Below are 14,188 nucleotides of genomic sequence, written 5' to 3' on the forward strand. Positions count from 1 at the left end.
ACCTTTATCTCATAACAAACGGATTAGCCATCGGCGCATCCGATGTATTAATCCAGGTCGTCTTAGTATTGGTATAATCTAACACCGCATCCAGCCCCGCTTCACGCCCATAGCCCGAGTCACCATAGCCTCCAAATGGCGCAATCGGCGATATCGCCCGATAGGTATTTACCCAGCATATCCCTGCCTTAATCTTCTTCGATACGCGATGCGCCCGCGCCAGGTTCTGCGTAAATATCCCCGAGCCAAGCCCGTAAACGCTGTCATTCGCCATCGCAATTGCTTCAGCTTCAGTATCAAATGGCACGATCGACATCACCGGCCCAAACATCTCAACGGTTAGCGTTTCAGTTTGATCATCTGGGCAGTCCACCAGCGTTGGGCTAAAGTAATTGCCCTGCTCCAAACCTTGCGGACGCACGCCACCAAACACAATATTAGCTCCCTGCGCTTTGGCTTTTTCCAGAGTGTCTTCAATGCGTTCAACCTGCGCACTGGTACAAAGCGGCCCGACATGGCTGTTAGCATCGAGCGGATCACCAATCACAATCGAGGTGGCCTTTTCTTTGATCAGCGCGATCAGTTTGTCTTTAATGGATCGCTGCACAAAAGCACGCGAGCCCGCCACACAGGACTGCCCCGATGCTCCAAAATTACCGGCGATCAAGCCATTGGCTGCGCTATCTAAATCTGCATCATCAAACACCAGAATCGGCGATTTACCGCCTAACTCCAGCGTAGTCACCGCAAAGTTATTGGCCGAGTTTCGCACCACATGCCGTGCCGTTTCAGGGCCACCGGTGAACGCAATGCGATCTACATCGGGGTGACTGGTTAAGGGAATTGCACAATTATCCGCATCACCAGTAATCACCGAGATAACGCCCGCAGGAAAACCTGCTTCATCAATCAAGCGCGCAAATTCAAGCATAGCAACCGGTGAAATCTCGGAAGCTTTTAATACTACCGTACAACCTGCTGCCAAGGCTGGCCCTAGCTTGGTCGCGGTTAGAAACATTTGCGCATTCCACGGTACAATCGCAGCCACCACACCAATCGGCTCGCGGGTGGTGAATACGTGCATATCTGGCTTATCGATGGGCAAGGTCGCGCCCTGAATCTTGTCCGCCAGCCCGGCGTAATAGCGGTAGTAGTCGGCAACATAGCCGGTTTGGCTTTTAGTTTCTGCCAGTAACTTTCCGCTGTCGGTAGTTTCCAGTTCACCCAGTTTGTGGGCATTTTCCTGAATCAAGTCAGCCAGTTTGTAGAGCAGCTTTCCGCGTTGAGTGGCGGTCATTTCCGACCATGGGCCTTCATTTAGGGCACGCCGTGCAGCAACAATCGCACGGTTCACGTCCTCAGCGCTGGTGCAGGCAAATTCGGCCCAAGGCTGGCCGGTAGCAGGGTTAACGGTCTGCATGGTTTGTTGCTTGCTGCCATCAGTCCATTGGCCATCGATATACAGCTGAAACATGGGTAATTGGGTGGTCATTATGTTGCTCCTGCAGGTGTTGTGTTTCAGCTAAAGGCTGGCATTACTTCATCAATAAAACGAGAGAGTGATTCACGTTTGTCTTCACTACTCATCCCCGAATCAATCCAAAAGGAAAACTCATCATAGCCCAAGTCTTCATAGTGCTTGAGTCGGTCTATCACTTGCTGCGGGGTTCCGATCAGTAAGTTTTTGCGCATGTTCTCAGGACTGTACATCTCGATTTTGGCCATCTCATCGTCGGTCAGCGCTTTAATTTTCGCTTGCGATACTGGCCGCTCATTTTTAAACCATGAGCCAAAGTAACAATAGAAACGGCTTAGCTGCCTAGCTGCCTGCTCTAGTGCGGCTTCATCTTTACCAACATAGGTGTGCTGTAGCAGCATCACTTTGGGGCGCGGCGTTTCAGCATATTTTTCACAGGCATCGTTGAAGCGCTGCATTAGAGTTTCGATTTCTTCTAAACCGAGCCATAGTGGTGTCACTTGCACATTGCAACTATTGGCGACTGCGAATTCATGGCTGTTGGGGTCGCGTGCGGCAACCCATAGCGGCGGCCCACCTGCCTGTACCGGTTTGGGTGCACTGGTGCTGGATGGGAATTGATAAAACTCACCCTTATGTGCGTAATCGCCTGCCCACAGCTTCCGGATAGCCGGAACGATTTCACGCATGCGCTGCCCCGCTTCCCAGGCATCCATTCCCGGCATCAAGCGTTCGTATTCGTAACTATAAGCACCGCGTGCAATACCAATATCCAAACGCCCGCCAGTAATCACATCGGTCATCGCTGCTTCACCTGCCAGCTTTATGGGATGCCAAAACGGTGCAATCACCGTACCGGTTCCCAAGCGAACGTGCTTGGTACGATGGGCTAAATCAACCAGCGTAGTGAATGGGTTGGGGGCAATTGTAAACTCCATCCCATGATGTTCACCGGTCCATACCGCGTGCATGCCGCCTTCATCCGCCATTTGGCAGAGCGTAACGAACTCATCGTACAGTGTTGTGTGCGGGACATCGGCGGTGACCCGCTCCATGTGTGCAAATAAAGAAAATTTCATAGCCTCTCCATCATTGGTGCTTTTTCAGTGGCTCGATATTAAGCAGTATGCAAACTGTGAACATCCCCATCATCCTCATCCCCCAGATACAAACCAAACACGCCAGTCTGGCGCTCCAGTGCGTAACGGTTAAGCATAGTTTTAAGGGGTTCGGAAGCCAGTGCGATGTCTGCCAGCGTGTCTAAAGCCACGTACTCTCCAAACTCAGTCGCGATAGACTCATGGCTGTTGGCCAGAAAGTAGACTGAGTAGTCGCCAGTTTTAGGATTGTCAAAAATGGAATAAACCGGCCCCAAGTCTGCCGCTAAGCCTGCATCCTGCAGGTACTCACGAATGGCGGCTAAGGCACCGGTTCGACTTTGAACTTCCACGCTAGGTAGGCGGTAGCCGTCATCGCTGCTTTGCAACAAGACTTTGCCATCAGCTTCAATAATTGCGCCAACCCGAAACGAGCGAACCGTGGCGGGTGCTTCCCCGGCCCCACGCTCTAATCCCAGACTAAAATAGCCTTGGTTGGAATAGCCCAAGCCTTCTTGGCCGGTGCTGCTGAAATCCTGAATCTCGCCCATCAACACCACGTGGTCGCCAGCATCCACCTTTTGATGTGTGCTGCATGAAAAGCTGCTGGTGGCTCCAGCGAGAATAGGAGAGCCAAAGGCATCCGGATGCCACTGCACTTCGGCGAAACGATCCCCGCTAAAACCGGCAAATAGATTGGACACATCCTGCTGATCTTCTGCCAGAACATTCACGGCAAAGTGAGTGCATTCATCAAACACCGGATAGCTCGTTAGCGATTTGCTGGGACAAACTAATAGCAAGGGTGGCTCAAGGGAGACGGAGGTAAAAGAATTGGCGGTAAACCCCACCAATTCTCCTGTGTTACTTTTGGCGGTGACCACGGTAACGCCGGTTAGAAACGTACCGAACGCCTGCCGCAAGGCTTTAGGGTCGAAATGAGTCATAAAAGTCCTCCTAAAAATCCCAGCAGAGCCGGGTTAACAGCCTCAGCATGGGTTAATGGTGTCATGTGGCGTGAGTCACTAATGACCAGTACCTCGGAGCCATTTACACAGGCTGCCATGGCTTGGCTCATTGCCGGATTGGAGTTTGCATCCAATGCGCCGGTAATGAATAAACAGGGTAAATCAAGCGCTTCTAAGTCGGCAGTCGCTGGCCCATCTTCTTGTGAAAATACGAAATACGCAGCGGCATAGCCTGCTAAGTTAGCCGCCAACAACCATTCACAACACATGGCGGCATGGCGCTCATCCTGCGCTGACGGTGTATCACTAAACCAGCGTTTGACCGGTGCCGTTGGATCAGCCTGTGTTGCGGCCCGTAAATTCGCCGCCCGAGTCTGGACGGCTTGTCGAGCCTCATCCGTTCGTTGATACACGGCATTTAGCGATACAACGCCACGGCACAATTTGGGATAGCGGCTGGCTAATGTCAGCGCCAGCAATGCTCCCATAGAATGACCAATAATGACTGCAGGGCGACCAACAACCGTTTCTATAAATGAGGCTAAGCGCGTTACAAAGTCGGTCAAAGTCGCTGGCTCCTGATCAATCAGCTCGCTCTCGCCGTGACCGGGCATATCCATGGCGAACACATCATACTGAGCTTGCAGTGACTCAATTTGCTGGTACCAACTCTCCGATCGTAAGCCGACGCCATGCACCAACACCACGGGAATTCCCGCCATGTTGCCGCTACGGTGATAGGCAATGCCGTCGGGTGTTTTATACCGATGCAGGATTATTGACGTCATGGCCTAACTCTTTTAAATCCTGATAACGATCACCAATGCGGTGGTGAGGACGTCCGCCCGAAGCGCCACCCAACACAATCACCACCTCATCCGGACCTGGTGCATCGGCAATTGAAAACTGAATCGTCAGATAGTGGGAGCGTCGTCCTGCGTCGTTTTTATCCATCAATGGAATGCTGATAGCCGCGTTCGCGGGGCCGCGGGTATTGGTAAAGGATAAGTAGCTTTTTGCACCGACGGCTTCGCGATAATGATTACCAAAGTGCAGCGTGTGAATCAGTGCCGAGGCATGTTCTATTTCACCATTGGTACCGACCACACCGGCTTTGCCGTAGGCTTCAATGGCATCACCGCCACCAGCTAGCGCTACGATTCGTTGCGTTAACAACTCTCCAAGAACCGGACCATAAGCCCGGATTTCCGGGTTCAAATTCTCAACATAGCGACCAGCCCAAGGGTTCTTAATAACTGCTGCGACAGCAAACAATCTCCAAGGCTTATCAGCTTTACGAAAGCCCTCAATCAGGACTTCTTCTTCAAAGGTTACGATTTTTCTAATTTCAGGCGTCATGTCTAGTACCAATATTCGATATTTTTTGTATGATGGTATACAATATACAAAAAAGCAAACTCATTTCTAATCAACGCCTAAAAAAATTATGCTATCGAACTTGGAACGCCCAAAAACACTCAAAGAAACCGCGCTGGAACGATTGCGTGAAGCCATTACTCTGGGCTATTTTTTGCCCGGAGAACGCTTAAAAGAACGCGAACTATGCGAGCAGTTAGGCGTCAGCCGAACCGTGATTCGTGAATGTATTCATCATTTAGAGAGCGAACAGCTGATCACCTCCAAGCCCAATGTTGGCCCTTCTGTTGCCACCCTTCACCCGCATGAGGTTAAGGAGATTTATGAGATTCGAGCCATGCTGGAAAGCGCGGCAATAGCCAGTTGCGCCGAGGCCGCCAACGATAAAACCGTTGAGTTGCTGGAACAATATTGCAATAAGATTGGTAACGCCCTAAACCAAGCTGATATAAAACAAGCGCTGAGTGACACCCGATTATTTTATCAAACTGTATTTATGCAGGGAGAAAAGAGCGTTGCATGGGATTTGGTAGAGCGCCTAAATGGCCGTATCGGGCGGTTGCGTGCAGTTACGCTAAGCTCTAAAGGACGTGCAACAGAAGGCCCAAAAAACTTGATGGCGATTACCGATGCCATTAAACAACACGACCCAAAACAAGCTTCAGCAGCTTGTAGACGGCACCTTGAACAAGCAATGCATATTGCCTTGCACGAGTTGGAAAAATCTAAAGAGGATGTACTGGATGGATAAGGATTTATTTGAAAAAGGCTTGGCTCAGCGTAAGGCTACGCTTGGCGCAGAATACGTTGAGAAGAACCTTAGCGCAGCTGATGACTTTACCCTGCCGTTTCAGGAAGCGATGACGGCTTGGTGCTGGGGCTTTGGTTGGGGTGATGATGTGATTGACCCTAAAACCCGCTCGATGATGAATCTCAGCATGATTGGCGGATTGGGTAAAATGCATGAGTGGGAAATTCACTGCCGTGGCGCCATCAATAACGGCGTCACTAAAGAAGAAATTCGCGCGATTATTCATGTTGTGGGGATTTATTGCGGGGTGCCGCAGGCCTTAGAATGTTTTCGGGTGGCGCGCAAGGTGCTAGAGGAAGACGGACAACTTTGATGTTTCTTGGCCAGCGCCAGTATTAAATTCACGCAGTCCTTACGAGCAAAGCGAGTCGGCGAAGTGGATTTAATACTGGCGCTGGCCTGCTACCCAAATCACTACACATAAGTATGGTGGCGGGTGGCACTAAACCGATTCAGCAATTTATCCATGAGATAAACAACACACAAGCTCAAAAGAATGGCCACCGCGACTGAGCTGAAGCGGTATAAGGCACTGTAAACTAAGTCTTGTCCCGCCCCTAATGACTGCCCGAATAAAATCCCAAAGGTTGTTAGTACACCAAAGCCGATTCCCGGCGGACCTCCTCCTAAGATATGTAACCGGGAGAAAACAAACGATAAGATCCACAAAATCAACACCGGAAACAGGAGAAAATCGGCGTGGTTATATAAAAGCAATTGCGATAACAGCGCCGCATTGCAGCCGATCAGTGTACCTATCACTCTCTGCCAGCCTGACATTCCGGTTGCCTTCCAACACAGCGAAAACAAAATTAAAACAGATGAGGCTTGTGCGGAGATTGAGTCCTGCAAATCAAACACTTGAAAAACCACAAACGACAGCGTGGCAACCGTTGCGCATAAGATGACCTCATGGCGAATGCTTGCTTTCGCTTTTGGAGGCATCGCGCGACCAGAGCGCGGCGCAACATCCGGAAACAAGCCATGCATTGCAAGCGCAATCAGTACCGTCACCAGCATAGCCATTGCGTTGCTCAGAATCATTGGGTAGATACTGCCGCCTTGATCAACATAGCTGGAAAAGTGAAGTTGAATCGATAATCCCACAACGCTCATCGCACCAAATAAAAAGGCACTGCCGCTGCTCATCTTATGAAATAAAAAACAAAAGATAAGAAACACCAGCAGGATCATCACCACGGGTAAGTGTGAAACAAAGCCTTGGATGATCAACACCACAAACGCACTAAATCCCGCCGAGGCAAAAAACTGACGCACAATGCTTCGATTTAAGACAGGCACCATCCCCAAAAGCAGCATCGGGTACACCGTAAAAAAGATACCATACGGCCAGTCCATCAACTTACTGATTGCAAAGCCAAGCGTACAGCCACTCGCAACCCGCAGTGCCTGGCGCAGCCCATTCGCATCTAATTGTGGCACGTGGCCAGCAACTTGACTCATAGCACCTCCATTAATAGATGTAATGTAACCAGCTGATAAACTTTATCTGCAGGTCCGCCAGTCGTTGTCCGAGGGGAAACTCTGGCAATAACTGTACCGTCGCCCGCGCACTACTGGGCAGATTCGCGATCAGGCTTTCATTATTGACGAGTGTTAAATGAATGCGTTGACGCTGTGCATCACGTACCCATCGGTTGCTGGATTCCGTCGTGCTGAGCAAGCCATCGGCGCTTAACTGACCATCGCTGACACCCGCTTCAAAAGTAGTAATTTTCGCATCGTATACTTCGCCGGGGCGGCTATCAAAAACCACCTTGGCCAAGCTACCGGGTTTCATATTCATCAATGACTTTTCTCTGAAGTCCGCAACCAAGTCGGCCTTTTTGGCCACAATCGCCAGCAACGGCTTACCTGCAACCGCATAGGCCCCCTCGAGTAACTGCAAATTAGAAACGATGCCATCGCTTAAGGCCCGTACTTGTGTGTACGACAAATTAAGCTTCGCCTCAGCCAGCTGGTTGGCGGCATGGCGTCTGGCAAGATTCATCTCACCCGGCGCTCCACGCGCTAAAATAGCTTCCGCTAACTCTGCCTCTAGCGCCGCCTCATCGGCTTGGCTCACGTCAAAATTCGCATTGATACTCTGCAGCTCCTGCGCCGACATATAGCTTTTTCTATACAACTCCTGCCCCCGCTTTTTTAACAGCGACTGCTCATATTGCTTGGCCTTGGCCGCACTGATTTTTTCCTTAATCACTCGAATATTGGTATCGAGGCGTCTATTTTGCAGCTTCACCTCTTCGAGATCTATCCGGACTTGTTCTATCGCCAACGTGTAAGCAGCTGAATCGATTTCAAACAATAAATCGCCCGCCTTGACTGGCTGGTTATTTTTGACCAATACCTTCGTTACCCGACCACTGACTTGCGGGGAGACCTGCACAACAGAGTGATACACACGCGCCTGAGGCGTGACGGGGAACAAGACATCCGCCGCTAAATAATAAATAAACACCAATACGAACAGCGCCAGCGATAGCCTCACATAGCGCGTAAATTTTTGATCCGGAGTCATGACTTAGCTCTATTTTTAACTTGATTTTGAATGCAATTTTGGGCGTTTTTTTCCATTTCTACCAAGCCATACGCAATGGCATCCAACTGCTCAGTGCTTAAACCGCTGTACAGCTGATCCCGAATATCGGCGATTTTTTCTTTTACCGCCTCCATCACCACACGGCCCTGCTCCGTAAAGTAGATTTTTTTACTGCGCTTATCTTCCTCATCAATACGACGAGTGATTAGCAACTGCTCTTCCAGCTGCTTGAGTGTGCGCGTGAGTGACGGCATTTCTATACCGAGACTTCGGGCAACTTCAAGCTGCGTCGCGTTCTCCTTGAGCAGGCTCACATGCATTAACACAGTCCAGCGGGATTGTGTTAAACCCATTGGCTCAACGGCAATCGTCACCGCATCACGGCATATACGATGCACGCGGCCCATATGGGCGCACAGGTTTAAATCTAGGGTTTCATAAAAAGGAACTTGCTTGGCCATCACCATCTCCAATTACTTAGCAGGCTAACTAATGGCGTGGAGATTAGCATTAGTTAGCCTGCTAAGTAAGTGCGAGATGGCTTTATTAAAATTAAATAATGTAGAGCGAAGAAAATATTCCGGAGCCAGCCCCCGTATTAAATTCACTTCGCCGACTCGCTTTGCTCGTAAGGACTGCGTGAATTTAATACGGGGGCTGGCCTGCTTGAGTAGTGGCGGTGAGTTGTTAGAGTAGTAGGTCTTTTATTATTCTGGTGGCTTGCTGGCCGTAGTTGCCACCAAATAAGTGGTAATGATTGAGGATGTGGTAGAGCTGATAGAGGGCTTTGCGTTGTCGGTAGCCGCTGTCGATGGGAAAAGCTTCGTTGTAGGCTTGGTAGAATTGCTCGTTAAAACCGCCGAATAGTTCGGTCATTGCCAAGTCGGTTTCGCGGTCGCCATAGTAGCAAGCAGGGTCGAATATTACGGGTTCGCCACTGGCATCATAGCCCATATTGCCGCTCCACAGATCTCCGTGTAACAGTGATGGCTCTGGCCGATAGCGTTTAAAAAACCGCGGAAGTTGATCACACAGGCTTAACCCCGCTTCATAATCTCTAGCGCTCATGCCCTGCTTTTTGGCTAGTTTAAGCTGCGGCATTAAACGCTCTTCGAGCCAAAAATCGACCCAATTTATGTGGTATCGATTGGATTGGTGAGTGCTACCAATTGTATTGTCTTGGTGCCAGCCAAAACGGCCTTCCGATTCAACGGTTTGATGCAGCGCAGCCAGCTGCAAGCCGGCCTCACGCTGTGAGTTTGCGTTGGGAGGCGCTAAAGTGATGTATTCCATCAGCAGGTAACTGACGTTTTCACCGGCTCCATAAGCAATTGGCTTGGGGCATCTGATGCGGCCACTTTGCATGATTGCTTGCAAGCCAGCATATTCCGCCGCAAACATTTCAAGCTGGCTTAGGTGGTTGAGCTTGATAAACAACTGGCTTGGTTGTTTGTTCGGTAACGAGGGATTGGCGCCGATACTCAACTGGTAGGCTTGATTTATATTGCCACCATACACAGTCTCGAAAGTGTTGAGCTGAGCGCCCTCACCTAATTGCTCCGTCAGGATCTGCTGCAGTTGTTGTGCGGTTTGCTCTGTATTTTGCACTGCGGATACCATCAAACGCCAACAGCAACTGACTGCTCTGCTTGCGACTCTAGTAAGGCATGAATAAGTTCAGTAACCGGAACCTCAATACCCAGCTGCTTAGCTCGCCGAATCACAGCACCGCTAATCCCATCCAACTCCAATGGACGGCCTTTCTCTTTATCAACCAACATTGAGGTTTTAATGGCGTCGAAGTTACTGATCAACTCAAACATTTCATCAATATCTTGTTGCCCCAACTGCACTTGATCGGCTTTGGCGACTGCGGCGACTTCTTCCATCATTCGATAGACTGTTTTTGCAAATACAGGGACTGAGGTCAGGCGCTTGGTATTTAAACCCGTGAGAGCCGATAGCGGATTAACGCCGTTATTGATCAGCAGTTTACGCCATAGCTCATATTGAATATCAGCGCTAAGTTGGGTCGGTATGCCGGCTTTGTTAAAGATTTCTGCAAAGCATTCAAGTGCGCTGGCATCCACCGCTGTCTCGCTGCCGTGGTTAGGCCAGCTGCCAAAAATGACTTGCGCCGGGCCTTTAACCTCGACTTCACCGGGCTTGGTAATATGCCCGCCAATTCGCACGGCAAGCCCGCCTAAGGTTCTGTTTGCGCCGACACTTTCGGCAATCAGCAATTCATTATCAACGCCATTTTGCAATGATAAAATAGGTACTCCACAGCCTGTAAGCCAGTCAGAGAGTTGATCGAGGATGGTCGCAGTCGCGCCGCTTTTGAGGGTAAGTACGATGAGGTCGAACTGGCTGCAGTTTTCGTGTTGTAGCAAATACTCAATGTCGATTGCTTCCACGCCTTCATGGAATGACAGGTCTTCGTGGCTCACGGTAAGGCCGTTGCGCTGCATGGCTTCGAGGTGCTCGTCACGGGCAAGATAACAGACTGAGTGACCGGCTACTTGCAGCCTTGCACCGTAATAACACCCGATACCGCCTGCTCCCACTATTAGAAAACGCATTGTTACCCTCCAAAAAATCGTTCCATACAGACTATCGTACAAAAAATACTAAGCCAATATTTCATAAGTTGATTTTTTGGAGGAGATACCAGATGGATAACGATTTATTTGAAAAAGGCTTAGCCCCGGTATTAAATACCGGGGCTGGCCGATTGGTGCAGAAGACGAGCCAATATTGCTGATTAGAACCGGTAGGTGATTCCCGCTGTCACTTCATGTGAAGCCGTATCAAAATCAATCCTGTCACCATTCACGTCAACACCTGTTGAAACATCACCCATATCAATGTACTGGTACTCTAGGTCAATTGATAAGTTCTGTTTAACAGGGTAACTAACACCCGCCCCTAGCGCCCAGGTAAAGTTGGTGTCATCACCTTCAGGATAATCCCAGTCATTCAGTTCAAAACCGCCAAATGAAGGAAAGCTACCATCTAATTGTGCATTGGTCTTATGTCGAGAATAACCGACACCCGCTTTTAGGTAAGGCTTAACCTTGCTAGCTGTGTGAATATCGTAGAGCACATTAGCCATCAACGTGACGCTTTTATCTTCCCCATCAATATTGAACGTATCCTCTGATCGCGTCGCCAGACCGTTTTGTGTTGATGTATCGGTATTGAGTTTGCGTTTGCGAAGCTCACCTTCGAAACGAAATTTATTGCCTGTGTCGTAACCCACGGCAACCCCACCAAGGGTATTTCCATCTAGATCATAACTGGGTGTATTAGCTGAGTTAGTCCCACTGTGGCTGGCTTCATTCTGACCGACCTGAGTACCGACATCACCTGAAACATACCAGCCAGCATTTGCCTGTACCGCAGCTGAGGTGAAGAGTGAAATGGATAATAAAGGAATAGCTGCGAGTGTTTTAAATGTCATTGTTTCCACCGTAAATTAAAATGTAGAAACCTCTATCAACTTATATTCTCAGAATTATTAAGTTCGTAAAATATTAATTATTTACGATAATTTTGAATATTAAGTGCGTCGAGATTTGCTGTATTTGTTCGATGGATGAATCTTCACATCTGGACGTATTAGAATAAACAAGGCGATGGTAATGAGTACTATGAGGGAAATCGATGAATCATTCCCATACGCTCTAGCCATGAGCGGCATGGCACTATTGGGTCTCGCAACAGCATTGGCACCCGGTAGGTTTTATTGACCTACCGAGCGATCAACCAACTGCTATGAATTGCTATGGATCTAAAATAATCTGATGCATAAACATCGTCTGGCAATTTTCTACTGCGTTTAGCGTGATATTTCGAACACGACCAGCCCAGTTCTCAATCAGCTTATTCGCACACATGTTTGAGGCGATCAAAATATTTTCTTTGTAACCCCAATGCTCGAAGCCATCTTTATAACGAGCAACGGCTTCTTTGGAGGCATTTTGGAATGCTGGCGACTTCACAACTTCAAACAGAATCTTTTGCATGTCTTCGATCAGCGCTTTGTAGGTTTCCAGATGCGCCCGCGTTGGCACAATGCGCTCATGGCCCGCAATCACAAAGTTGAAGTCATAGGTATCCAGCAGCATACCGGGCAGCATAAATGCGAACATCGGATCGGAGGACTCGCCAAAGTGAATCCATGGGGCGGCGTCGGCGTGGAAGGTATCGGTCGCAAACAAGATCTTTTGCTGAGGCGCATACATGATCGTATCGTCCTGAGAGTGCCAGTTGCGTCCAAAATCTTTGAACTCTAATCGCAAGCCACCAGTTTCCAGCACATAGCTATCCGACCACGTAGTATCCGGCATCGGACGTTTTGGGTCGTTTGCGATTGCTAAGAATTTAGCAGTGCGCTCATTGGCAATCAGCTCGGCAGACTCCGGAAACAAATAAGCTCCATCGGAATGATCACGATGGTGATGCGAGTAAATTACGTGAGTAATTGGCTTATCCGTAACTTCCGGAATAACCTTGAGTACAAACGGAGACACATCAGGCTTGGGGTCGTAAACCACCACACCATCATCCGTAACAAAAAAGACCATATGCTCAAAATCGTCATGCACAAAATAGGCATTGTCAGCGATTTTGTAATAGTTATATCCGCGCTCTGGTAGCGGCGCATAGGCATAGTCTCTAATGCTGTATTTAGCCTTTACCGCTTCAACATCAAACGTACTCTCAGCAGCTGACGTAGTGCCACTCGCCGCTGAAAATAGCAGAGTGGAACATATGGCCAGAACATTTAACCATTTCATGATTTATACTCCTGTCAATCATTTAAAAACTGCCGCCACTTAAAACGGTTTAACGCCTAAAGGCAGTGTATTTGAATGACCTATCATCGCATTAGTCCTAAAATCTATTAAGAGGCCCAACGCGGATTTACTGGTACTTTTCACGGGTTAGCTGTCGGAACGCCGCCGGACTCATACCCACTTCTCGCTTAAAGAAGCGCCCGAAGTAGGATGCATCGTCGAAGTTTAAACGGTAGCCAATTTTAGCGACGGTAGCATTGCTATGAGCCAGTAAACGTTTAGCTTCAAGTGCCAGTTTTTGACGAATCAATTGGCCAGGCGTGAATCCTGTTACCGCTTTAACGGTGTCGGTGAGATGGCTGCTGCTGATACCTATCCTGTTGGCATAATCCTGCACGGCTTGCTCTGTGAGAAAATGCTCAGCGACTAACTGCCGGAACTGGTGCACCAGTGAGGAGGTTTTGGCAGAGTATTCATCCGGGCAGTCAGCCAGATATAAGCGATTGAGTTTAGTCAGCAGGATATGCAAATAGGCCCGTAATACCGACAGACTGCGCGTAGCTTCGTTTTTAAATTCTTCCTCAATTCCCTCAAGCAAGCTGCTAATCATCGCCTGATTTTCAGGGCCAATCGCCAGTGAGGGCGCATGTCCCGCCTGCTGGAAAAAGGCTAAGTCTTGCGTTCTGATAATACTTTGAGTAGGAAAGCCCAGAAACTCTTCAGGAAACAGCAGCGCATAGCCTTTCAAGGGCTTCTCAAGCTGCCAGAAGTGGACCTGATCTTTTGAGAGAAAATAGAAGACTGGTGGCTGAATAGGGTGAGGTTCAAAGTCGATGATATGTGTCCCCTCGCCACCGCAAATATACAGCACTTCATAGCAGTCATGGCGATGCGGGTAATCCGCCTGAGCAGACGAATTCATTAAGTCAAATTGCGTAATTGCAAACGGGAACTGCGGATCGAGAGATAGAAGTGGCTCGCCCTGTTCACATTGGACGTTATCCGCTGCTTCATTGTAGTAGTGGAAAGGAATGTCTGAGTTGTTCTTTTTATTAACCATGGATGAAGTCTGCGCCATAGTCGAGGATGAACTCAA

General features: G+C 49.0%; 15 protein-coding genes. 2 read left to right on the forward strand and 13 right to left on the reverse strand.

Features of this window, described 5'->3' with window-relative positions:
- Positions 1 to 4: 4 nt before the first annotated feature.
- The 5 genes from LEUMU_RS0110385 to LEUMU_RS0110405 are packed head-to-tail and all read right to left on the reverse strand — an operon-like array spanning position 5 to position 4,901.
- A complete protein-coding gene (locus LEUMU_RS0110385; RefSeq protein WP_022952222.1) occupies positions 5 to 1,492 on the reverse strand; it encodes an aldehyde dehydrogenase in 1,488 nt (495 codons plus the stop codon).
- 26 nt (positions 1,493 to 1,518) lie between these two features.
- Positions 1,519 to 2,556: an LLM class flavin-dependent oxidoreductase gene (locus LEUMU_RS0110390; RefSeq protein WP_022952223.1), complete on the reverse strand. Its 1,038-nt coding sequence runs from the start codon at positions 2,554 to 2,556 to the stop codon at positions 1,519 to 1,521.
- 38 nt (positions 2,557 to 2,594) lie between these two features.
- Entirely contained in the window at positions 2,595 to 3,521 is a 927-nt protein-coding gene (locus tag LEUMU_RS0110395) for a flavin reductase (RefSeq protein WP_022952224.1), read from the reverse strand.
- Positions 3,518 to 4,330 (reverse strand): alpha/beta fold hydrolase, encoded by an 813-nt coding sequence (locus LEUMU_RS0110400; RefSeq protein ID WP_022952225.1) that lies wholly within the window; start codon positions 4,328 to 4,330, stop codon positions 3,518 to 3,520. Before LEUMU_RS0110400 ends, LEUMU_RS0110395 begins: the two co-directional genes overlap by 4 nt.
- On the reverse strand, positions 4,302 to 4,901 hold the full coding sequence (locus LEUMU_RS0110405) for an amino acid synthesis family protein (RefSeq protein WP_022952226.1): 600 nt from the start codon (positions 4,899 to 4,901) through the stop codon (positions 4,302 to 4,304). Before LEUMU_RS0110405 ends, LEUMU_RS0110400 begins: the two co-directional genes overlap by 29 nt.
- Before the next feature lie 88 nt (positions 4,902 to 4,989).
- Between LEUMU_RS0110405 and LEUMU_RS25610 the strand changes: the two genes are divergently transcribed.
- Both LEUMU_RS25610 and LEUMU_RS0110415 read left to right on the forward strand, forming a co-directional pair.
- On the forward strand, positions 4,990 to 5,670 hold the full coding sequence (locus tag LEUMU_RS25610) for a GntR family transcriptional regulator (protein WP_022952227.1): 681 nt from the start codon (positions 4,990 to 4,992) through the stop codon (positions 5,668 to 5,670).
- Positions 5,663 to 6,043, forward strand: coding sequence for a carboxymuconolactone decarboxylase family protein (locus LEUMU_RS0110415; RefSeq protein WP_022952228.1), 381 nt, complete (start codon positions 5,663 to 5,665; stop codon positions 6,041 to 6,043). Before LEUMU_RS25610 ends, LEUMU_RS0110415 begins: the two co-directional genes overlap by 8 nt.
- 101 nt (positions 6,044 to 6,144) lie before the next feature.
- Here the strand turns inward: LEUMU_RS0110415 and LEUMU_RS0110420 are convergent, their stop codons facing one another.
- The 8 genes from LEUMU_RS0110420 to LEUMU_RS25620 all read right to left on the reverse strand — a co-directional run bounded on the left by LEUMU_RS0110420 (position 6,145) and on the right by LEUMU_RS25620 (position 14,188).
- A complete protein-coding gene (locus LEUMU_RS0110420) occupies positions 6,145 to 7,194 on the reverse strand; it encodes a DUF2955 domain-containing protein (protein WP_022952229.1) in 1,050 nt (349 codons plus the stop codon).
- A 10-nt stretch (positions 7,195 to 7,204) separates the two neighbouring features.
- Positions 7,205 to 8,269, reverse strand: a complete 1,065-nt coding sequence (locus LEUMU_RS0110425; RefSeq protein WP_022952230.1) for an HlyD family secretion protein — start codon at positions 8,267 to 8,269, stop codon at positions 7,205 to 7,207.
- Positions 8,266 to 8,751, reverse strand: a complete 486-nt coding sequence (locus LEUMU_RS0110430) for a MarR family transcriptional regulator (protein ID WP_022952231.1) — start codon at positions 8,749 to 8,751, stop codon at positions 8,266 to 8,268. Before LEUMU_RS0110430 ends, LEUMU_RS0110425 begins: the two co-directional genes overlap by 4 nt.
- Before the next feature lie 226 nt (positions 8,752 to 8,977).
- Positions 8,978 to 9,898 carry a fructosamine kinase family protein gene (locus LEUMU_RS0110435; RefSeq protein ID WP_211223025.1) on the reverse strand — a complete coding sequence of 307 codons (921 nt, stop codon included), beginning with the start codon at positions 9,896 to 9,898 and terminating at the stop codon, positions 8,978 to 8,980.
- Between the two features lie 11 nt (positions 9,899 to 9,909).
- Positions 9,910 to 10,872 (reverse strand): ketopantoate reductase family protein, encoded by a 963-nt coding sequence (locus LEUMU_RS0110440; protein WP_022952233.1) that lies wholly within the window; start codon positions 10,870 to 10,872, stop codon positions 9,910 to 9,912.
- Between the two features lie 182 nt (positions 10,873 to 11,054).
- Positions 11,055 to 11,753 (reverse strand): outer membrane protein, encoded by a 699-nt coding sequence (locus LEUMU_RS0110450; RefSeq protein ID WP_022952235.1) that lies wholly within the window; start codon positions 11,751 to 11,753, stop codon positions 11,055 to 11,057.
- Positions 11,754 to 12,075: 322 nt separating this feature from the next.
- Complete coding sequence (locus LEUMU_RS27995) at positions 12,076 to 13,092, reverse strand: MBL fold metallo-hydrolase (RefSeq protein WP_022952236.1); 1,017 nt, start codon at positions 13,090 to 13,092, stop codon at positions 12,076 to 12,078.
- A 127-nt stretch (positions 13,093 to 13,219) separates the two neighbouring features.
- Positions 13,220 to 14,188 (reverse strand): helix-turn-helix domain-containing protein, encoded by a 969-nt coding sequence (locus LEUMU_RS25620; RefSeq protein ID WP_157474307.1) that lies wholly within the window; start codon positions 14,186 to 14,188, stop codon positions 13,220 to 13,222.

Origin of the sequence: Leucothrix mucor DSM 2157 (genome assembly GCF_000419525.1) — a bacterium.
Classification (GTDB): Bacteria; Pseudomonadota; Gammaproteobacteria; order Thiotrichales; family Thiotrichaceae; genus Leucothrix; species Leucothrix mucor.